The following is an 18,118-nucleotide window of genomic DNA, read 5'->3' as shown; positions in this document are numbered from 1 at the left end:
GGGTTGACGGCGATCAAACCAACGCCGGGTCAGTGCTTCAGCACGCACTTGTCGTACAGATGCGGTGCGCGGCCTTCGGGGTCGTAGCGGCGCTTGAGCATGGTGTAGGTGCCCATGCCGTAGGCGCTGTCGAATTCCTCGCGGGTGAAGAAGCTGTCCGAGTAGAGCGACTTGATGCCCCCCAGGCGCAGCACTTCCTGTTCGACCAGGCGGTTGAAGTGCCCCGCTTCATGCGCTTCGCGGCGCTCGACCACGTCCCAGAAGCCGAAATTGACGTGCAGTGTGCCCGCATCGAGCGGGTACAGCGCAAAGCAGGCGCCAGGGTCCGGCACATGCAACGGGCAGATCCAGATCGGCAGGATGCCGATCTCGCGCTGCAGGAAGTCGAGGAAGGCCGGCGCCGAGCGGATCGGGACGTCGACGTCCTGGATCACGGATTCGGTGTGCAGCCCGTGACATGCTGCCAGGCGCCTTGTCACACCCCAGCGGGCATTCAGGCGCATGAGCCGCGTGTAGGTACGGGAGTTGAGGTGCTCACGGCCGAACAGGCGACGCACCAGCGGGTTCTGCGCGCCGAAGTTGCGCGAACACCAGAACCAGTCCGTATCCCAGCGCCACAGGTAGTCGTGCACGCTGAGGTAGTCGACCGGCATCTCCAGCAGCGAGCGGTAGTAGATGCGCTCGAACTCGTAGTTGCTCAGCCAGGGGGCGGTGTTCTCGAAGCGAGCGATGTTCAGCACCATCGACCGGGGGCCGAACACGACGCCGTCGACAAAGTCGGCATCGCCCTCGCAGGCCTCGGCCAGCGCCGCGAAGAATTCCTCGGGATGCTCGTATGCGATGTGCTCCACGCGCACATAGGGCTGCACGGGCAGCGTGCGCAGCACCAGCCGCAGTGCGTAGCCGAGCGAACCGTAGGAATTCGGAAAGCCGAAGAACAGGTCGCGATGCGCGTTGTCGGGGGTGCAGTGGACGATGCGGCCGTCCGGCAGCAGCACGTCGAGTTCCAGCACCGAGTGGTGGACCAGCCCCTGGCGCATCGATGTCGCCTCGATGCCCACGCCCGCTACCGCCCCGCCCACGGTGATGGTCTTGAGCTGGGGCACCACCGCCGGCATCATGCCGTGCCGCAGCGTTGCAGCTACCAGGGCCTCGTAGGTGGCCATGCCTTCGACCTCGACCGTGCTGCATGCGGTATCGATGCCGATGACATGGTTGAAATCGCCGAGGTCGATGAGGCGCCTCGGACCGGCCTGGCGGTCGCGAAACAGGTTCGACGTTCGCTTGGCCAGCGCGATCGGCGGCGCCGGCCCCACGCCGTCTTCGCGCATGGCCGCCATGAGGTGGCTCCTGCGTTCCGCGTGAGCCGGCGCCTCAGTGCTGCGGTTCATACAGGTGCTCCCTGCCCATCGGGTAGCTCTGCGGTGTCACATTGCCCTTGCTGAAGACGATCTGGAACAGGTGCGTGTAGCCCGCCTGCGAGCGGAACATCTCGGCGCAGCCGATCAGGTAGGTGCGCCAGATGCGCCGGAAGCGTTCGTCGAAGCGCTGCGGGTCGAGGATCTGTATGGCTGGCCAATGCTTCTCGAAGCGCTCGGCCCAGGCATCGAGCGTGGGTGCGTAATGCCGGCGCAGGTTCTCGATGTCGAGTACCTCCAGGCCGCTGCGCTCCATTTCCACGATCACGTCGGCCAGACTGGGAATCCAGCCGCCGGGAAATACGTGCTTGCGTATGAAGAGCTCCGTCTCGAAGCGCCCGACGTGGCCGATGAAGTGCAGGATACCGAGCCCGCCGGGCTTGAGGAACTGCGCGTGCGCCCGGATCACCTCGGGCAGCTGGTCGCGGCCCGCGTGCTCCAGCGTGCCGATGGATACGACCTTGTCGTACTGCTCGTCGACGTCGCGGAAGTCGGCTTCACGCACCTGCAGCGAGGCTTCCAGTCCGCGCCGCTCGATCTCGTCGCGCAGCCATTCGACCTGCTCGGTGGTGGTGTTGAGGCCGACGCCGGTGGTGCCGATCTTTTCCCGCGCGCGGAACATGAAACCGCCGAAGCCGCAGCCGATGTCGATGAAGCGGTCTTCGGGCTTCAGCATGATCTTGCGGCACACGTGGTCGATCTTGCGGCGTTGCGCTTCCTCCAGGCTGCGGGTGCCCTCGGGCCAGTAGCCGCAGGTGTACATCATCAGTGGATCGTCGAGCCACGGCCGGTAGAAGCCCGTGCCGAGGCCATAGTGCGCGCGTGCGTTGGCCTTGGCATGGGCCGGGTCCCGGTTGGAGTGGCGCAGCTCGTGCAGGCTGTTCTCGATGCCGTTGAGCGCACCGGCCTGCTGGTCGAAGCCGGCGGCCATGCCGGTCGCCAGGGCGGCGCCGAAATCGCCCTCGACGTCCACTTCCTGGTCGAAGTAGGCGTCCATCAAACCGATGTGGCCGCGCGTCGCCGTGGCCAACAGCGCGGCCTCGGTATGGAAGGTGATGGTGAAGACCGGTGGGCCCTCGCCCACGCCATGGCGACTGCCATCGGGCATCACAACGGCGAAGCGCGTCGCGGCGCGCTGGCCGATGCCGTCGAGCATGTTGCGCAGTGGAAGGGACAGCATCGCGCGCCTAGCCGTCCAGCGGTACGCCGCCGCCGAAGCGGCAGATCCACTGGTCCATGAGTTCGCGCTGCACTGCACTCATCGAGCGCTGCCAGGCCGCCAGCATTTCCCATTGCTCGCGCTGTGCCAGCAACATGCTCTTGCCGACGGCCATCTGCCAATTCATCACGGATTGAAGGTAGCCGGCTCCGAATTCAGTCGGGATCGTCGGGGTTATGGAAAAGGCGTCGTTGGGCATGAGAAATGTCTCCCGTCGAAGAACTCGTGCTCGCTGCGCACGTTGCTGCCATGCTGCCGCGTGCAGTGGAAATGCTCCCTGACCTGCTGCGCAAGAACCTGCGAAGCGCCGAACCGAAGGACTTGCGCTGCGTGGTGATCGACCCAGGCGACGGCATGAAAAAGCGACATTGAAGACCCCGTTGGAAAGAGGAAATGGAAGAGGCGGAAGAAAAGTCCGGCAGGCGCAAGGGCCTACGCTTCGATGATCACTTTGAGCGCATGCGTCTCGGCGGCGCGCCCGAAGGTGTCGTAGGCATCCAGCACCTGGTCCAGCGTGAAGCGGTGCGTGATCAGCCGGGCCGGGTCCACCTTGTGGGACTGCACCGTCTTCAGCAGCATCGGCGTGGACACGGTGTCGACCAGCCGCGTGGTGATCGCGATGTTCTGCGACCACAGCCGCTCCAGGTGAAGCTCGGCCGGGTGCCCGTGAACGCCGATGTTCGCGATGGTGCCGCCGGGCGCCACGATGTCCTGGCACAGCACGAAGGTGGCCGGTATGCCGACCGCCTCGATCGACACGTCGACGCCGCGCCCGCCGGTCAGCGCGAGCACCGCCTCGGCCGCCTTGCCGTCGGTGCTGTTGATCGTGTGCGTCGCGCCGAAGCGGCGCGCAACCTCCAGCCGGCCGTCGTCCAGATCGATCAGGATGATCTGCGACGGCGAATAGAACTGGGCCGTGAGCAGCGTGGCCAGGCCGATCGGCCCGGCGCCCACGATGGCCACCGTGCTGCCGGGCGCGACCTTGCCGTTGAGCACGCCGCACTCGAAACCGGTCGGCAGGATGTCGCTGAGCATCACCAGCGCCTCTTCGTCCGCGCCGGGCGGAACGGGATACAGGCTGGTGTCCGCATGCGGAATGCGCACGTACTCGGCCTGCGTGCCGTCGATGGTGTTGCCGAGAATCCAGCCACCGGTGGCGCAATGCGAATACATGCCGCGGCGGCAGTTCTCGCACTTGCCGCACGAAGAGATGCACGAGATCAGCACATGGTCGCCAGCCCTGAAGGCCGTGACGCCGGCGCCGACGCTCTCGATCACGGCCACACCCTCGTGCCCGAGGATGCGGCCCGGCGTGCAGGTCGGCACATCGCCCTTGAGGATGTGCAGGTCGGTGCCGCAGATGGTCGTCTTGAGTATCTTGACGATGGCGTCGCCCGGCGCCTGGATCTCCGGCTTGGGATGGTCTTCGAGCGATTTGAGGCCGGGGCCCCTGTATACGAGTGCTTTCATGCCACCACGTTATGCCTCCCCGTTCGCGCGCCCTTGAGATAGCGCAAGGAATGCCTGCGTCGCCGTGCAGATGCCTTGACGCGCCGCCACGCCGGAGGACACTGAATGCATGAACACCTTCAGCCCATCGGCTGCGATCGTCGGACTGGCCGTGGCGCTGGGCATCGGCATGATGGTCGGCATCGAACGCGAACGCCGAAAGGGCGACGGCGACCGGCGCGCGGCCGCGGGGCTGCGCACCTTCGCCGTCGTGGCGCTGGCGGGTGCTGTCGCGCAGATTCTTCCCGTCCCGGCGCTCGTTCCCATCGGGGGAGCGCTCGTCGCCACGCTGGCGGCTGTGTCGCACTGGAAGAGCCGCTCGCAAGATCCGGGCATGACCACCGAGATCGCCCTGTTCGCTACTTACCTGGTCGGCGTGCTGTGCATCATCGAGCCATCGCTTGGCGCGGCCTGCGGCACCGGCCTGGCACTGCTGCTGGCGGCGCGCCGCAGGCTGCATCGCTTTGCAACCGAGTTGCTCAGCGAGCAGGAACTGCACGACGGCATCCTGCTGGCAGCGCTCGCCCTCATCGCGCTGCCGCTCATTTCTTCCAGGCCCATCGAGATGCTCGGCGGCATCAATCCCCGGCCGCTGGCCTCCATGGTGCTTCTGATCATGGCGATACAGGCCGCGGGACAGGCGGCGGTGCGATGGCTCGGCGTGCGCGGCGGCCTGCTGGGCGCGGGCTTTGCATCAGGGTTCGTGTCGAGCACGGCCACCGTGGCCTCGTTCGGCAACCGTGCGCGCGAACAGCCACTGCACACCGGCCTGCTGGCCGGCGCTGCGGCCTTGTCTGCGGTGGCCACCTGGGTGCTTGCGCTGGCGATGACCGCCGCCTTGTCGCCGCCGGCCGGGCTCGCGCTGTTGCCGGTGGCACTTGCCGGCGCGGCAGGCGCGGCGGCCGTGGGCCTGCTGCCGCTTCTGTCTTCCCGGCCATCAGCGGCGATCGAGGCGCCCGCCAGCACGCGCACCGCGCTGCGCCCGCGCGAAGCGTTCACCGTCGCGCTCGCACTGGCGCTGGTTGCGCTGCTGGTGGGCACGGCGCAGCGGCACTTCGGCGACACCGGCCTGCAGGTCGGCATCGCGCTCGCGGCGCTGGTCGACGCGCACGCGCCCGTGGCCTCGCTCGCCTCGCTGCACGCGGCCGGCACCTTGTCTGTGGATCAGTTCGTCCGCGGCGTGCTCGTGGCGGTCGGAACCAACACGCTCACACGCTGCATGGTGGCCCTGGCTGCCGGCGGCAGGGCTTATGCGCTGCGCGTGGCGGCGGCACTGGTGGCAAGCCTGGCCTGCGCATGCGCCGTCGCGGTCTGGCTCAAGGGGTGAGCCGCTTCATACGAACGCGAGCCCGGGCGCCGCCTGCGGGCCGCGGTACAGCCTGAGCGCAGGGTCCTCGACCACGTACTCCTCCACCTCGCCCTCCGGCAGTGGCTTGCGTCGCGTGAAAGTCCAGGCGTAGGCCGGCTCGGTGCCGTTGCTCGCGTTGTCCGAAAAGGCAAGGCTGATGGTTCCGGCAGGCGCAATCGACAGCAGGTGCGAGTTGCGTATGCCGGGATGCCCTCGCTGCACCTTGATCCAGCGCAAGACGCCGGGCCCGGCGGACTTCTAGAGTTCTCCTCATTCACCACATCCGTTCTTGAAATGAACACGCTGCGCTCAATCCTCGTCCACCTGGATGGCACCGAACGTGCCGAGGTGCGGCTGCGGCTCGCGCACCGGCTCGCGGCCATGCACGATTCGGCATTGACCGCGCTCTTCGCGGTGTCCCCGTCCGTGCTGGCGGTGCTACCGCTGATGGGTGGAATTCCGTCAATGCCGATGGCCGGAGAGGTCGATCCCGATCACCGCGCCCATGCTGCAGCCGTGTTCGAGCGCCTTCTGCAAGACCACGCCAACCGCAGCGACTGGCGCGAACTGCGCGGCGAACCCGTCGTCGAGAGCTTCATCCAGCGCGCGCTCACCTGCGACCTCATGGTGCTGGGGCAGCGCAACCCGCGGGACGTGGCCGGTTTCGATGTGCCCGGCGACTTCGTCGAGGCAGTCATGCTCGGCAGCGGCAAGCCTGCATTGATCGTTCCTTTTGCCGGCAGGGTGTCCCCGAAGCCGGAGAAGGTGTTGGTCGCCTGGCGTTCGACACGCGAGTCCGCCCACGCACTTACCACTGCCCTGCCCATGCTGCAGGCGGCGAAGGAGGTCCACCTGGAGGCCTGCGCAGACAGCGAAGACCCCGTGCCGCCGATGTCCCGGCTGCGGGATTACCTGCGCCTGCACGGCATTGGGCAGGTGCAGGAGCACCGGGCCCTGGAAGACAGCAGGCACGCCGGTCAAGCGCTGCTGTCGCTGGCGGGGAAGATCGGCGCCGGGCTGATCGTCATGGGCGGCTATGGCCACAGCCGTGCGCGCGAACTCGTGCTCGGAGGCGCCACCCGCACGATGCTGGAGTCGGCCACGGTCCCGGTCTGGATGGCGCACTGAGCGGCGGCGCCCGCCAAAACTTCATCCGGCGGCTTTCCAGAGACGGACAAGGGCTTCAAGCGCTGGTCTCCTCCTTGTGCGCGCGTGCCGCCTTCCGAGCCGCATTGGGCGGCGCGCTGCAGCGCCTCCTCGACGCGGCCGGGCAGCGCGATGTCGCGCTTGAGCCCCGTCACGAGCTCAGCCGGCCCGGGCTCGTGCAACCGCTATTGCACGACTGCGCAGAGGCCGTCGGCGTCGCCGTTGCAGACATCGAATCGCCGGACCAGGCTCGGCCTCTGTCACCGTGCCTCAGCCCGGGATGCGCCAGGCCCCATCGGCCTGCCGGCATGCGCTGCCGCCGATGCTGTCGGACCGCCCGCCGACCGACACTTCCAGCTTGAAGTTGCGGCACCGGGCGCCGCGCTGGTCGAAGCTGCGCGTGGGCGTGAAAACGAAGCTGTCGCCCGTCTCGCGATTGCGCCAGACAGAGGACTCGCCGTTCGCCAGCGTTTCCAATGCACTCGCCGCGCGGCGGCGGTCGTTGTTGTCCATCGCCCTGGCCGCCACACTGCCGGGCGCCGTACCCGCGAGAGATCCGGTCAGCATGCTGCCGGCTGGTGTGCGCCCGGGAAAGCTGCCGCAGCCGGTCAGCGCCAGTGCAACGCACGAAGCGGAAAGAACCGGTGCAAGCTTCATTCGCATCTCCTGGGCGCTCGGCCGTTTCAGGCGTAGGAACGCAGGCGCCGCGAAAAATCGACCAGCGGCGCGATGCCGCTCGCCTCGGCGCGCTGGCACCAGTCCTGCAACTGCCGGGCGAGCTGCTCGCCGGTGGCCGTGGAACGGCTCCATAAGGCGGTCAGTTCCCCGCGCATCGCGTACATCGTAGCCAGCGCCTGCGATGCATTCAATGCCTGCAACACCTGCTGGTAACGCGACGGGCCGAGCAGGCCCTGGTCCTTGCCCAGCAATGGTTTCACCGCCTTGAGGGCGCGTGCGGCTTCCGGCGACATGCGACGCAGCCGGTCGAGTTCCGCGACGCAGGCCTTCTTCAGCGAGCGCGTGTAGTTCGACAGCACGTCGTAGTGGCAGCGGATGACTGCCTGCACCGTGGCGAGATCGACATTCGCCTTGGGCGCAACAAGGCGCGGCGTGGGTGCCACGTGCTTCACCGTCGCCAGCCCCAGGGCTTGCAGTGTGCGGATGTAAAGCCAGCCGATGTCGAACTCGAACCACTTGCTGGAGAGCTTGGCCGAGGCGGGAAAGGCGTGGTGATTGTTGTGCAGCTCTTCCCCGCCGATCAGGATGCCGATCGGCGAGATGTTCGTGCTGGCATCACGGGCCGGCCAGTTTCGGTAACCCCAGTAGTGGCCGATGCCGTTGACCACGCCGGCCGCCCAGAACGGGATCCACGCGATCTGCGTGAGCAGTATCAGGCCGCCAGGCAGCACGCCGAAGAGCACCATGTCCACGATGCCCATCAGCACGATGCCGAGGATCTTGTGCTTCGAATAGAGATTGCGCTCCAGCCAGTCGTCGGGCGTGCCGTGGCCGTAGCGCTCGAGCGTTTCCGCCCGCCCCGCTTCACGCACGTAGAGGAACACGCCGCCCCACAGCACCCGGTTGAGTCCGTACACCTGCGGGCTGTGCGGGTCTTCGGGTGTTTCGCACTTGGCGTGGTGCTTGCGGTGCACCGCGGCCCACTCCTTCGTCACCATGCCGGTGGTCAACCACAGCCAGAAGCGGAAGAAATGGCTCACCGCCGGGTGCAGTTCGAGAGCGCGATGCGCCTGGTGGCGGTGCAGGAAGATGGTGACCGAAGCGATGGTGACGTGCGTGAGCGCCAGCGCGGCCAGCACAGCGCCCCACCAGGGAAGATCGAGAGCGCCGGAATAAAGCAGGGTTTGCATTCGTACCTCGTGAATAGTGCGGACGATTCTGCGGACTGCACTGGCTCCGGGCTTTGATGCAGGTCAACACGCCAGCCTCTCACCGTCCACCTGCGAGATCACTCGCCGGGTCTTGCCGCTGCGCCCGCAATGCGCACTTTCGCCGCCATGGCAATGGGATATGGATGCCTCTGCCGCGGCCAATGCCCCGTGGAGGGTGCGCAAGGCGTCGTTCACCACAGCCCGTCGGGACGGTGAGGCCTCGACGGCTACCGGCGGCGTGTGCGAAATACCGTCCGTGTCCGAACGCCGGAACGCCTGTATCGGCGCCATGGCCAGAGCCGGCCAGTCCTCGGCCCGCATGACGGCATCCGTCTCGGCGCGGGTCAGTGCGATGCCGTCCTGCAGGATGCGCGATCCGATCGTCTCGAACATTTCGAGCGAGTGCAGCCAGATGCCGTACTGCGCCTTGCACAGCGCCAGCGGAAAAGTGAAGCCGGAATTCATGGTGTGTCCTCTTGCCCGACGGGGCGTTCACACGAATGCTGACGCCGCACCGCCCTGCCCGGCTTGCGCGGGATCAAGGCAACACAAAGCCACGCCTCCTGTATCGGTTGTTACCGGTTTGAGCGACATCAACCCTGCGCACGCTCGCATGCCCATACTGGAATGTCCGTCCACCCAGAAAGCAGCTCGACATGGCCTTCTCCCCCGCACCGGCAATTCCGGACGACGACTTCACGCTGCTCGATGCCTGGTGGCGCGCCGCAAACTACCTCTCGGCGGGCCAGATCTACCTGATGGACAACCCCCTGCTGCGCGAGAAGCTCTCGCTCTCGCACATCAAACCGCGCCTGCTGGGGCATTGGGGAACGACGCCGGGCCTGAACTTCATCTATGCGCACATGAACCGCGCCATCAATGCGCGGGACCTCGATGCCATCTTCATCGCGGGCCCGGGCCACGGCGGGCCGGGCGTGGTCGCCAACACTTACCTCGAAGGGACCTACAGCGAGGTGTATCCCGCCATCGGGCAGGATGCCGAGGGCCTGCAGCGCCTGTTCACTCAGTTCTCTTTCCCGGGCGGCATTCCGAGCCACGTCGCGCCCGAGACGCCGGGCTCCATCCACGAGGGCGGCGAGCTGGGCTATTCGCTGCTGCACGCCTACGGCGCAGTGTTCGACAACCCTTCGCTGCTGGCCTGCTGCGTGATCGGCGACGGCGAGGCCGAGACCGGTGCGCTGGCGGCGAGCTGGCACTCCAACAAGTTCCTGAACCCGCAGCGCGACGGAGCGGTACTGCCGATCCTGCATCTGAACGGCTACAAGATCGCCGGCCCCACTGTGCTGGCGCGCATCGGCGAGGAAGAACTGACGCAGTTGCTGCGTGGCTACGGGCACGAGCCGTACTTCGTCGTGGGCGACGAGCCGGCCGGGATGCACAGGCAGATGGCGGCCGTGCTCGATACAGCGCTGGACAGCATTTGCGCCATCCAGGCCAGCGCCCGCAAGGACGGTTTTCACACGAGGCCGCGCTGGCCCATGATCGTGCTGCGATCTCCCAAGGGCTGGACCGGACCGCGCCAGGTTGACGGCCTGCAAGTCGAAGGCACCTTCCGCGCGCACCAGGTTCCGCTCACCGACTTTGCAGCCAAGCCCGGCCACGTCGAACTGCTCGAACAGTGGCTGCGCAGCTACCGGCCCGAGGAGCTGTTCGATGCGCGCGGCGCGCTGCGTCCCGAGATCGCGGCTCTCGCACCCGTGGGCCTTCGCCGCATGAGTGCCAATCCGCACGCCAACGGCGGACTGCTGTTGAAGGATCTGACGATGCCGTCCTTCCGCGCACACGCCGTGCCGGTGGCTGCGCCGGGCGCGGTCGATGCAGAGGCCACGCGCGTCGTGGGCAACTTTCTGCGCGAAGTCATGCGCGCCAATGCGCAAGATCGCAACTTCAGGGTGATGGGGCCTGACGAAACCGCGTCGAACCGGCTCGGCGCCCTGTTCGAGGTGACCGAACGTACAACGACCGCCCGGATATGGCCGGGCGACGACCACCTTTCGCCCGATGGCCGCGTGATGGAAGTGCTGAGCGAACACCTTTGCCAAGGCTGGCTCGAAGGCTACCTGCTGACCGGGCGGCACGGCTTCTTCTCGTGCTACGAGGCCTTCATCCACATCATCGACTCGATGTTCAACCAGCATGCCAAGTGGCTGAAGGTCGCGCGCGGCATCGGCTGGCGGCGGCCGATAGCGTCGCTGAACTACCTGCTCACGAGCCACGTCTGGCGGCAGGACCACAATGGCTTCAGCCACCAGGATCCGGGCTTTCTCGATCACGTGGTCAACAAGAAGGCCGAGGTCGTGCGCGTGTACCTGCCGCCGGACGCCAACACCCTGCTCTCGGTGACCGACCATTGCCTGCGCAGCCGCGACTACGTGAACGTCATCGTGGCCGGCAAGCAGCCCGCGCCGCAGTGGCTGGACATCGATGCCGCGGGGCGCCACTGCGCCACGGGCCTGGGCATCTGGGAATGGGCGAGCAACGACGAGGGCGGCACACCCGACGTGGTGATGGCCTGCGCCGGCGACGTGCCCACGCTGGAGACGATGGCGGCCGTCGACCTGCTGCGCGAAAAGGTGCCGGAGTTGAAGGTGCGGGTCGTGAACGTGGTCGACCTGATGGCGCTGCAGTCGCCTGCCGCGCACCCGCACGGCCTTTCCGATGCCGACTTCGACACCATCTTCACCACCGACAGGCCGGTGATCTTCGCGTTCCACGGCTACCCGGCGCTGATTCACCGGCTGATCTACAAGCGGCAAAACCACCCCGGCTTCCACGTCCACGGCTATTGCGAGGAAGGCACCACCACCACGCCATTCGACATGACGGTGCTCAACCGGCTGGACCGCTTTCATCTCGCCGCCGATGCCATCGCACGCGTGCCGCGCCTGTTCGACAGCACGGGGCATGTGCAGCAGCATCTGCGCGACAGGCTCCTGGAGCACCGGGCCTACATCACCCGCCACGGCCGGGACATGCCGGAGGTAGAGAACTGGCGCTGGACGCGATAGCCGGCGGCAGGGCTGCAAGTGGCGCCGCTGGCCAGGCGTGCGTGCTACGCTCATGCCGATCCAGGATGTTTACAACATTCGCGCCTTATTTCCTTGCCCACGCATGAAACCTGCCTCCCACATCGCGGTGCTCGACGACGAGGTTGACATCACCCTGCTGCTGGCCAACTACCTGCAGGGCCACGGTTTCCGTGTCACCCAGGTCCACAACGGCCGGGCCCTCATGACGCTGATGGACACCGACCCCGCAGACCTCGTGCTGCTTGACCTCGGTCTGCCCGGCGAAGACGGCTTCACCATTGCGCGCCGCGTGCGCGAAAGCTGGCGCTGCGGCCTCGTCATCGTCACGGGCCGGGGCGATGCAGTGGACAAGGTGGTGGGCCTCGAGGTGGGCGCCGACGACTACGTCACCAAGCCTTTCGACCTGCGCGAGCTGGTGGCGCGCGTGAAGGCGGTGCTGCGGCGGCTGACGCCCGAGGCGCCCGCAGCCGCGCCAACCGCAGCGGTTTCTCCCGACAAGCTGCTCTTCGCCGGCTGGCAGCTCGACACCGCCGCGCGCAGCCTCAGGAATCCGCAAGGCGAGCAAGTGCCCCTGACCGGCGGCGAGTTCGACCTGCTGCAGGCCTTTGCCCGCCATCCCGGCCGCGTGCTGTCGCGCGACTTCCTGCTCGGGCAGACACGCGGTCGCGAAGCCGCCCCCTTCGATCGCACGATCGACGTGCAGGTCGGCCGGCTGCGCAAGAAGATCGAGGCGGATGCGGACGATCCGCAGCTCATCAAGTCGGTGCGAGGCGCGGGCTACATCCTGGTGCCGTCGGTTTCCCATGGCTGACGCCGCGGACAACCCGCCCTTCCTGCCCGACGCGCCCATCCAGGGCTTGCCGTCGGGCATCGACGAAGGCAGCGTGTTCCGCCTGCTCTTCATCGCCTACCCCGATTCGCTGCTGCTGGTGGACCAGTCCGGCAGCATCATGCTCGCCAACCCTTCGGCAGCCGCGCTGCTGGGCTATGCGGTGGGCGAGCTGGTGGGCCTGAATGTCGACGTGCTGGTGCCCGACAGCATCCGCCCGCGCCATGCCTCGTACCGCGAGGCCTATGGCCGCGCGCCCCGCCCTCGTCCGATGGGCACGCACATGGAGCTGGTGGCCAAGCGCAAGGACGGCAGCGAGGTCATGGTCGAGATTGCGCTCAGCCCGCTGCAGAGCCACGGGCTGCCCTTCGTCGTGGCCGCCATCCGCGACATCGGCGCCTACCCGCGCGTGAAGCAGGCGCTGCAGCGCGCGCGCTACAGCGAACACCTGGCCCAGCTGGGGCGCCTGGCGGTCGACACGCGCGACCTGCAGGTGGTACTCCAGCACGTGCCGGAAATCATCACCACGGCCTTGCAGGTCGAGGTCGCAATGGTCTGGCTGCTCGACGGCAACCGCCTCGAGTTCCGGGTGGCCAGCGGCGTCGGCCTGGTCGCCGGCGAGGAGATAGGGGCGCGCATCGCCAACCGCCCCGACACCCCGCCGGGCTTCGTGTTCTCCCAGGGCCGGCCGGTCGTGGTGCCGGACTACCGCAAGGAAGACCGGTTTTCCGTGCCCAAGGCCTACCTCGACTCTGGCCTGGTCAGCGCGCTTGCGGTGCCGCTGACCGACCTGGGGCGCGTGATCGGCATGTTGTCGGTGCGCTCGAAGGAATTCAAGCGCTTCGGCGACGAGGAAGTCCGTTTTCTCGAATCGCTGTCCAGCCTGCTTGCCACCAGCCTGCAGCGCGTGCAGACAGAGGAGGCGCTCAACCATGCCCAGCGGCTCGAAAGCGTCGGCCAGCTCACGGGCGGCATCGCGCATGACTTCAACAACCTGCTGACCGTGATCCAGGGCAACCTCCAGGTTCTGGAAGAGTTGCCTGCCCTCGCGCAAAACGGCTACGTGCAACAGTTGCTGGGCGCTGCCAACCGGGCTTCGCGACGCGGGGCCGAACTCACCGGCAAGCTGCTGGCGTTTTCCCGGCGGCAGGTGCTGCAGCCGGTCGCCATCGATTCGCACGCGCTGCTGCACTCGCTGGCGGACATGCTGCGCCGCACGCTGGACCAGCGCATCCGCATCGAGATCGACACCGCCCCCGGTTGCCCGCCCGTGATGGCGGACCCGGGCCAGCTGGAATCGGCGCTGCTCAACATCGCGATCAATGCACGCGACGCCATGCCTGAAGGAGGCACGCTGCGCTTTTGCACCGAACTGTGCGGCGCCTTGCCGATGGCGCTGCGCAGCCAGCGCAACGACCCTCGCGGCGATGCATCGGCGCGTTTCGTCGCGATCTCCATCGCCGACAGCGGCACGGGCATGTCCGAGGAGGTGAAGGAGCACGCCTTCGAGCCCTTCTTCACCACCAAGGAGGTCGGCCGCGGCACGGGCCTGGGCCTGAGCACGGTGTACGGCTTCGTCCACCAGTCCCGGGGCGCGGTCGCGATCGACAGCAAGATCGGCCACGGCACCACGGTCACGCTCTATCTGCCGCAACAGGAGGAAGTCCGCCCGCCCGCCGCGATGGAAGAACCCGCCGGCGAGGCCATTCCATCCGGCCTGCGCGTGATGCTGGTCGAGGACGATGTGGAAGTGCGCAAGGTCGCGAACACCTTCCTGACCACGCTAGGCTGCAAGGTCTTCACCGCCGCCACGGCCGAGCAGGCGTTGTCGGCGCTGGACGCGGGCGCCGGGCCCTTCGACCTGCTGCTGAGCGACATCGCGCTGGGCGCCGGCATGCGCGGCACGCGCCTGGCCTCGGAGATTCAGCAGCGCTTTCCGCAAATGGCCGTGCTGCTGATGTCGGGCTTTTCGTCGGAACTGCTCGATGCTGACCGTGAGGTGCCGCAAAGCTGGGAATTGCTGCCCAAGCCTTACACGCGCTCTGAACTGGCGCAAGCCATGGCGAAGGTGCTTGCCGGCGGCGCTTGAACGGGGGGCGGCCGGCCCGGCTTGCTGGATTGATTACTGGAGCATCGCGGGCGCGGGCGACAGGCAGCGCTGCACGAAGGCGGACAGCGCGCGCACGTCGGGAATCTGCACGTCGCGGCGCCCCTTGGTGGCAAAGCCGATGACGTTGTCGCGCGCCAGCCGCGAGAGCGCCCGGCTCACGCTCTCGAGCGTCATGCCCAGGTAGTTGCCGATCTCGGCGCGCGTCATGCGCAGCGTGATCTCGTCGGTGCGCATGCCGCGCTCGGCCAGCGTCTCCGCCCAATAGCGCAGGAAGTCGGCCACGCGGGCATCGGCCGGCAGCGTGCAGACGGACATCAGCGAATCCCGGTCGTGCGCGATCTCGCGGCTCATGGCGGCGTGCAGCACCTGCAGCAGTGTCGGGTGGCTGGCGCAGGCGGCCAGCAGGGCCTCGTACGACACGACCCAGATCTCGCCCGTGTCCATGGCCACGGCATCGCACGAATAGCGCCCGCCGGCGATGCCGTCGAAGCCGAGCCAGTCGCCACGGAACTTCAGGCCCACCACCTGCTCGCGCCCGTCGGCCGAGAGATTCACGATCTTGAAGAAGCCCGAATTCAGGATGTAGAGATTGCCGAAGCGCTCGCCCGCCTGGTAGATCGTGTCGCCCGTGTGCACCACGCGGCGCTGGGGGGTGAGTTGCTCGCACAGCAGCTTCAGCGTGTCGGCGGTGTTCCGACCCTCGCACTCCCGGCCGATGCTCGGCAATGCCAGGCCGGCCGGGACCGGTGCGGTCTTCGAGGGGGTGACGGTATTGAGCATCTGGATTCCTTGGTGTTCTGTCGCGTGTCGATGGATGGATGCTAGGAAGCCTTCGGCAACGCAATGACAACGGCTGGAGTCGGTGGGTAACGCTCGGAGAATGCAATGTGTCCGGCGTGTATCAACGGCATGGGACGTGCCGCAAATCACATATGTGCACCCCCGTGCTTTGACTTGTATCAAGCCCGGGCCCATCGGGGTCCTTAGCCTTGGCAGGCCACATATCGACCATTTCCATGCCCCTCTCCCACAAGACTTGTGCCCCCGAGGCCGCACCGCAGCTCTCGCCGCTGGAGGTGACGAGCCTGCTGTGCCGCGCGCAGCTGCTCCAGCGCGCCGCACTGGACGGGAGCACCCCGAGGCTGCTGCGCGGCAAGAATCTGGGGCTTCTGTGCGAAATGCCGTCCGACGAGGCACAGGCGCTTTTTCGCAGCGCTGCCGAGGAAATGGGCGCGCACGTGGCGGTCATGCGCCCGGGCCTGTCGCTCGCGAGCGCACAGCAGGAAGTGCAGAACACAGCCCGCATGCTCGGCCGTCTCTACGAAGCCGTGGAATGCCAGGGCCTGGACCCCGAGCTCGTGCAGCGCATCGGCCAGTACGCCGGGATCCCCGTCTTCGACGGCGCTGCCACGAAAACCCATCCAACCGGGCACCTTGCCGAGTTGCTCGGCGACAGGACCCCGCTGGCCGACAACCGGCGCTTCGTGCTCCAGGCCCTGCTGCTGGACGCCATCGCCTGAGCCGCCTGGCGCCCGCCGCGCGCACTTGATCCAGCGCAATGCGGCCGGGCCTCCCGGTTCCTATAGTGAACTCCACGGTCGCAAACGGTTTTCACGCGACGACCGCTCCTCCATTCACTCACCGCAAGGAATCTCCCATGAAGACCGATACCCAATTGCGCAACGACATCCAGGCCGAGTTGAACTGGGCACCCGACGTCAAGACCTCCGACATCGGGGTGATCGTCAAGGACGGCGTGGTCACCCTCACCGGCCACCTGGCCAGCTACGCCGAGAAATACGCCGTCGAGCGCGCCGTGCAGCGCGTGCATGGCGTCAGGGCGCTGGCCATCGAACTGAGCGTGAAGCTGCCTTTCGACAACCAGCGCACCGATGCCGACATCGCCATGGCGGCCGAACGCGCGCTCGAGTGGAACGTGCTCGTGCCCGACGACAAGATCCACCCCATGGTGGAAAAAGGCTGGCTCACGCTCAACGGCGAAGTCGAGTGGGACTATCAGCGCAGCGCCGCCGAAAGCGCGGTATGCAACCTGATGGGCGTGACCGGCGTGTCGAACCTCGTGAAAGTCAAGCCGAAGGTGAGTCCCGCCGATATCGAGAAGAAGATTCACGACGCGCTTTCGCGCCAGGCCGACCGCGAAGCCCGCCAGCTTGCCATCACGGTCAGCGGCTCGCAGGTCACGCTGCGCGGCACGGTCCATTCCTGGACCGAGCGCGACGCGGTGCAGGGCGCCGCATGGGCCACCCCGGGCGTTACGGTGGTGGTGAACGACCTGCTCGTGGACGCCTGAGCATGCGCGTCGCGCTCGTCACCGGCGGCAGCAGCGGCATCCTGTCGGCCATTCCGGCCGGCCGCCTGGCCACGCCGGGGGAGATCGCGCGCGGCGCGGCGTCCCTCGGCGCCGACGAGTCCGCGTTCGTCAACGGCATCACACTGTCGATCAACGGCGGCAAGTACATGGCCTGAGGCGGCAACGCCCGGGCGTTTTTTTCAGCGAGACCTGCCATGCATGCCATCTCCGGGACACAAGCCACTCTCGATCCCTGTGTACGGAGCGAGCCGACCATGTGCGCCATGGTGCTGAACGCAGCGCTGCTGCCGCTCGAACTGGAGCAACGCAACATCCCAAAGCCTGGGCCCGGCGAGCTTCGCCTTCGCGTTCTGGCCTGCGCGGTCTGCCGTACTGACCTGCACATCGTCGATGGCGAGTTGCCGCTGCCCGTGCTGCCGATCGTGCCGGGTCACGAGATCGTGGGCGTGGTGGAAGAGACCGGCTCCGGGGGAACAGACTATCGCGTGGGTGACCTCGTCGGCGTGCCCTGGTTGGGCCACACCTGCGACTGCTGTGCCTTCTGCGCGGAGGGCCGCGAGAACCTCTGCGACACGCCGCGCTTCACCGGCTACCACCGCGATGGCGGCTTCGCGAGCCATGTGATTGCCGAGGCCGCGTTCTGCCTTCCACTGGCCATGCCCAAAGCCGATGCCGCCCGCATTGCCCCCCTGCTCTGTGCGGGCCTGATCGGCTGGCGCAGCCTGAAGGCAGCCGGCGAAGGCGTGCGCCGGCTGGGCATCTTCGGTTTCGGCGCCGCGGCGCACCTGGTAGCGCAAGCGGCCATTGCGCAGGGTCGCGAGGTCTTCGCATTCACCCGGCCCGCGGACCTTGCGACGCAGGCCTTCGCCCGCAGCCTCGGCGCCGTGTGGGCTGGCGGCTCGAACGAGCGGCCGCCCGAGCCGCTGGACGCGGCCATCATCTTCGCGCCCGTCGGCGAGCTGGTGCCGGCCGCGCTGCGTGTCGTGCGCAAGGGCGGCCGGGTTGTGTGCGGCGGCATCCACATGAGCGACATCCCGGCCTTCCCGTACCGGCTGCTGTGGGAGGAACGCAGCGTTGTCTCGGTGGCGAACCTCACGCGCGCCGATGCGAAGGAGTTCCTGGCATTCGCGCAGGCGCATCCGCTGCAGGTGCACATCAGGACCTATCCGCTCGCGCAGGCCAACGAAGCGCTGGCCGATCTGCGCGCGGGCCGCATCGAGGGCGCCGCGGTGCTGGTGCCCTGAACGGGAGCCCGCGCGCCGGGCGCT

At 67.4% G+C, this 18,118-nt stretch carries 18 protein-coding genes and 1 pseudogene; 10 read left to right on the top strand and 9 right to left on the bottom strand.

Annotation, left to right across the window (positions count from 1 at the left end; genetic code table 11):
* Positions 1-29 precede the first annotated feature (29 nt).
* From ACCD11_RS01525 to ACCD11_RS01515, 3 genes are read right to left on the bottom strand one after another with little or no spacing between them, the layout of a single operon-like run.
* Positions 30-1,391, bottom strand: coding sequence for an FAD-binding oxidoreductase (locus ACCD11_RS01525; RefSeq protein WP_413311931.1), 1,362 nt, complete (start codon positions 1,389-1,391; stop codon positions 30-32).
* On the bottom strand, positions 1,375-2,598 hold the full coding sequence (locus ACCD11_RS01520; RefSeq protein ID WP_413311929.1) for a class I SAM-dependent methyltransferase: 1,224 nt from the start codon (positions 2,596-2,598) through the stop codon (positions 1,375-1,377). Before ACCD11_RS01520 ends, ACCD11_RS01525 begins: the two co-directional genes overlap by 17 nt.
* 7 nt (positions 2,599-2,605) lie before the next feature.
* A complete protein-coding gene (locus ACCD11_RS01515) occupies positions 2,606-2,836 on the bottom strand; it encodes a hypothetical protein (protein ID WP_413311927.1) in 231 nt (76 codons plus the stop codon).
* A gap of 5 nt (positions 2,837-2,841) precedes the next feature.
* On the opposite strand from ACCD11_RS01515, the gene ACCD11_RS01510 reads away from it, so the two are divergent.
* A complete protein-coding gene (locus ACCD11_RS01510; RefSeq protein ID WP_413311926.1) occupies positions 2,842-3,009 on the top strand; it encodes a hypothetical protein in 168 nt (55 codons plus the stop codon).
* Positions 3,010-3,069: 60 nt separating this feature from the next.
* Here the strand turns inward: ACCD11_RS01510 and ACCD11_RS01505 are convergent, their stop codons facing one another.
* Positions 3,070-4,107: a zinc-dependent alcohol dehydrogenase family protein gene (locus ACCD11_RS01505; RefSeq protein WP_413311924.1), complete on the bottom strand. Its 1,038-nt coding sequence runs from the start codon at positions 4,105-4,107 to the stop codon at positions 3,070-3,072.
* Positions 4,108-4,216: 109 nt separating this feature from the next.
* On the opposite strand from ACCD11_RS01505, the gene ACCD11_RS01500 reads away from it, so the two are divergent.
* Positions 4,217-5,473 (top strand): MgtC/SapB family protein, encoded by a 1,257-nt coding sequence (locus tag ACCD11_RS01500; protein ID WP_413311922.1) that lies wholly within the window; start codon positions 4,217-4,219, stop codon positions 5,471-5,473.
* A gap of 42 nt (positions 5,474-5,515) precedes the next feature.
* Here the strand turns inward: ACCD11_RS01500 and ACCD11_RS01495 are convergent.
* Positions 5,516-5,698 (bottom strand): annotated as a pseudogene (locus tag ACCD11_RS01495) (hypothetical protein); the annotation flags it as partial.
* Between the two features lie 90 nt (positions 5,699-5,788).
* Here ACCD11_RS01495 and ACCD11_RS01490 point away from each other — a divergent pair.
* Complete coding sequence (locus tag ACCD11_RS01490; protein WP_413311920.1) at positions 5,789-6,622, top strand: universal stress protein; 834 nt, start codon at positions 5,789-5,791, stop codon at positions 6,620-6,622.
* A 288-nt stretch (positions 6,623-6,910) separates the two neighbouring features.
* Here ACCD11_RS01490 and ACCD11_RS01485 read toward each other — a convergent pair whose 3' ends face one another.
* From ACCD11_RS01485 to ACCD11_RS01475, 3 genes are all read right to left on the bottom strand, one after another.
* The gene (locus tag ACCD11_RS01485; protein WP_413311918.1) at positions 6,911-7,297 is read right to left on the bottom strand and encodes an RT0821/Lpp0805 family surface protein; all 387 of its coding nucleotides are present in this window, start codon (positions 7,295-7,297) and stop codon (positions 6,911-6,913) included.
* A 26-nt stretch (positions 7,298-7,323) separates the two neighbouring features.
* Positions 7,324-8,508, bottom strand: coding sequence for a fatty acid desaturase (locus tag ACCD11_RS01480; protein WP_413311916.1), 1,185 nt, complete (start codon positions 8,506-8,508; stop codon positions 7,324-7,326).
* Positions 8,509-8,571: 63 nt separating this feature from the next.
* Positions 8,572-8,994, bottom strand: coding sequence for a hypothetical protein (locus ACCD11_RS01475; RefSeq protein ID WP_413311914.1), 423 nt, complete (start codon positions 8,992-8,994; stop codon positions 8,572-8,574).
* 191 nt (positions 8,995-9,185) lie between these two features.
* On the opposite strand from ACCD11_RS01475, the gene ACCD11_RS01470 reads away from it, so the two are divergent.
* The 3 genes from ACCD11_RS01470 (at position 9,186) to ACCD11_RS01460 (ending at position 14,497) form a co-directional block, all read left to right on the top strand.
* Positions 9,186-11,558, top strand: a complete 2,373-nt coding sequence (locus tag ACCD11_RS01470) for a phosphoketolase (RefSeq protein ID WP_413311912.1) — start codon at positions 9,186-9,188, stop codon at positions 11,556-11,558.
* A gap of 103 nt (positions 11,559-11,661) precedes the next feature.
* Positions 11,662-12,390, top strand: coding sequence for a winged helix-turn-helix domain-containing protein (locus tag ACCD11_RS01465; protein WP_007831983.1), 729 nt, complete (start codon positions 11,662-11,664; stop codon positions 12,388-12,390).
* Complete coding sequence (locus ACCD11_RS01460) at positions 12,383-14,497, top strand: PAS domain S-box protein (RefSeq protein WP_413311911.1); 2,115 nt, start codon at positions 12,383-12,385, stop codon at positions 14,495-14,497. The genes ACCD11_RS01465 and ACCD11_RS01460 overlap by 8 nt, the downstream gene beginning before the upstream one ends.
* A 33-nt stretch (positions 14,498-14,530) precedes the next feature.
* Here the strand turns inward: ACCD11_RS01460 and ACCD11_RS01455 are convergent, their stop codons facing one another.
* Positions 14,531-15,298, bottom strand: a complete 768-nt coding sequence (locus ACCD11_RS01455) for a Crp/Fnr family transcriptional regulator (RefSeq protein ID WP_413311909.1) — start codon at positions 15,296-15,298, stop codon at positions 14,531-14,533.
* Positions 15,299-15,534: 236 nt separating this feature from the next.
* Here ACCD11_RS01455 and ACCD11_RS01450 point away from each other — a divergent pair, with 236 nt between their 5' ends.
* The 4 genes from ACCD11_RS01450 to ACCD11_RS01435 all read left to right on the top strand — a co-directional run bounded on the left by ACCD11_RS01450 (position 15,535) and on the right by ACCD11_RS01435 (position 18,094).
* On the top strand, positions 15,535-16,038 hold the full coding sequence (locus ACCD11_RS01450) for an ornithine carbamoyltransferase (protein ID WP_413311908.1): 504 nt from the start codon (positions 15,535-15,537) through the stop codon (positions 16,036-16,038).
* A gap of 137 nt (positions 16,039-16,175) precedes the next feature.
* Positions 16,176-16,829, top strand: coding sequence for a BON domain-containing protein (locus ACCD11_RS01445; protein WP_413311906.1), 654 nt, complete (start codon positions 16,176-16,178; stop codon positions 16,827-16,829).
* A 2-nt stretch (positions 16,830-16,831) separates the two neighbouring features.
* Positions 16,832-17,005 carry a hypothetical protein gene (locus tag ACCD11_RS01440; RefSeq protein WP_413311904.1) on the top strand — a complete coding sequence of 58 codons (174 nt, stop codon included), beginning with the start codon at positions 16,832-16,834 and terminating at the stop codon, positions 17,003-17,005.
* Positions 17,006-17,104: 99 nt separating this feature from the next.
* Complete coding sequence (locus tag ACCD11_RS01435; RefSeq protein ID WP_413312004.1) at positions 17,105-18,094, top strand: zinc-dependent alcohol dehydrogenase family protein; 990 nt, start codon at positions 17,105-17,107, stop codon at positions 18,092-18,094.
* Positions 18,095-18,118: the final 24 nt, after the last annotated feature.

Source organism: Variovorax sp. Varisp36 (assembly GCF_047304235.1).
Classification (GTDB): domain Bacteria; phylum Pseudomonadota; class Gammaproteobacteria; order Burkholderiales; family Burkholderiaceae_C; genus Variovorax.
The sequence above is the reverse complement of the archived record's forward strand: the minus strand, read 5'-3'. Positions and strand labels throughout refer to the sequence as shown.

Excerpts from the sequence above, each read along its gene's own strand:
- ACCD11_RS01525 (WP_413311931.1), bottom strand. The coding sequence starts at position 1,391 with ATGAACCGCAGCACTGAGGCGCCGGCTCACGCGGAACGCAGGAGCCAC.
- ACCD11_RS01520 (WP_413311929.1), bottom strand. The coding sequence starts at position 2,598 with ATGCTGTCCCTTCCACTGCGCAACATGCTCGACGGCATCGGCCAGCGC.
- ACCD11_RS01515 (WP_413311927.1), bottom strand. The coding sequence starts at position 2,836 with ATGCCCAACGACGCCTTTTCCATAACCCCGACGATCCCGACTGAATTC.
- ACCD11_RS01510 (WP_413311926.1), top strand. The coding sequence starts at position 2,842 with ATGTCTCCCGTCGAAGAACTCGTGCTCGCTGCGCACGTTGCTGCCATG.
- ACCD11_RS01505 (WP_413311924.1), bottom strand. The coding sequence starts at position 4,107 with ATGAAAGCACTCGTATACAGGGGCCCCGGCCTCAAATCGCTCGAAGAC.
- ACCD11_RS01500 (WP_413311922.1), top strand. The coding sequence starts at position 4,217 with ATGAACACCTTCAGCCCATCGGCTGCGATCGTCGGACTGGCCGTGGCG.
- ACCD11_RS01490 (WP_413311920.1), top strand. The coding sequence starts at position 5,789 with ATGAACACGCTGCGCTCAATCCTCGTCCACCTGGATGGCACCGAACGT.
- ACCD11_RS01485 (WP_413311918.1), bottom strand. The coding sequence starts at position 7,297 with ATGAAGCTTGCACCGGTTCTTTCCGCTTCGTGCGTTGCACTGGCGCTG.
- ACCD11_RS01480 (WP_413311916.1), bottom strand. The coding sequence starts at position 8,508 with ATGCAAACCCTGCTTTATTCCGGCGCTCTCGATCTTCCCTGGTGGGGC.
- ACCD11_RS01475 (WP_413311914.1), bottom strand. The coding sequence starts at position 8,994 with ATGAATTCCGGCTTCACTTTTCCGCTGGCGCTGTGCAAGGCGCAGTAC.
- ACCD11_RS01470 (WP_413311912.1), top strand. The coding sequence starts at position 9,186 with ATGGCCTTCTCCCCCGCACCGGCAATTCCGGACGACGACTTCACGCTG.
- ACCD11_RS01465 (WP_007831983.1), top strand. The coding sequence starts at position 11,662 with ATGAAACCTGCCTCCCACATCGCGGTGCTCGACGACGAGGTTGACATC.
- ACCD11_RS01460 (WP_413311911.1), top strand. The coding sequence starts at position 12,383 with ATGGCTGACGCCGCGGACAACCCGCCCTTCCTGCCCGACGCGCCCATC.
- ACCD11_RS01455 (WP_413311909.1), bottom strand. The coding sequence starts at position 15,298 with ATGCTCAATACCGTCACCCCCTCGAAGACCGCACCGGTCCCGGCCGGC.
- ACCD11_RS01450 (WP_413311908.1), top strand. The coding sequence starts at position 15,535 with ATGCCCCTCTCCCACAAGACTTGTGCCCCCGAGGCCGCACCGCAGCTC.
- ACCD11_RS01445 (WP_413311906.1), top strand. The coding sequence starts at position 16,176 with ATGAAGACCGATACCCAATTGCGCAACGACATCCAGGCCGAGTTGAAC.
- ACCD11_RS01440 (WP_413311904.1), top strand. The coding sequence starts at position 16,832 with ATGCGCGTCGCGCTCGTCACCGGCGGCAGCAGCGGCATCCTGTCGGCC.
- ACCD11_RS01435 (WP_413312004.1), top strand. The coding sequence starts at position 17,105 with ATGTGCGCCATGGTGCTGAACGCAGCGCTGCTGCCGCTCGAACTGGAG.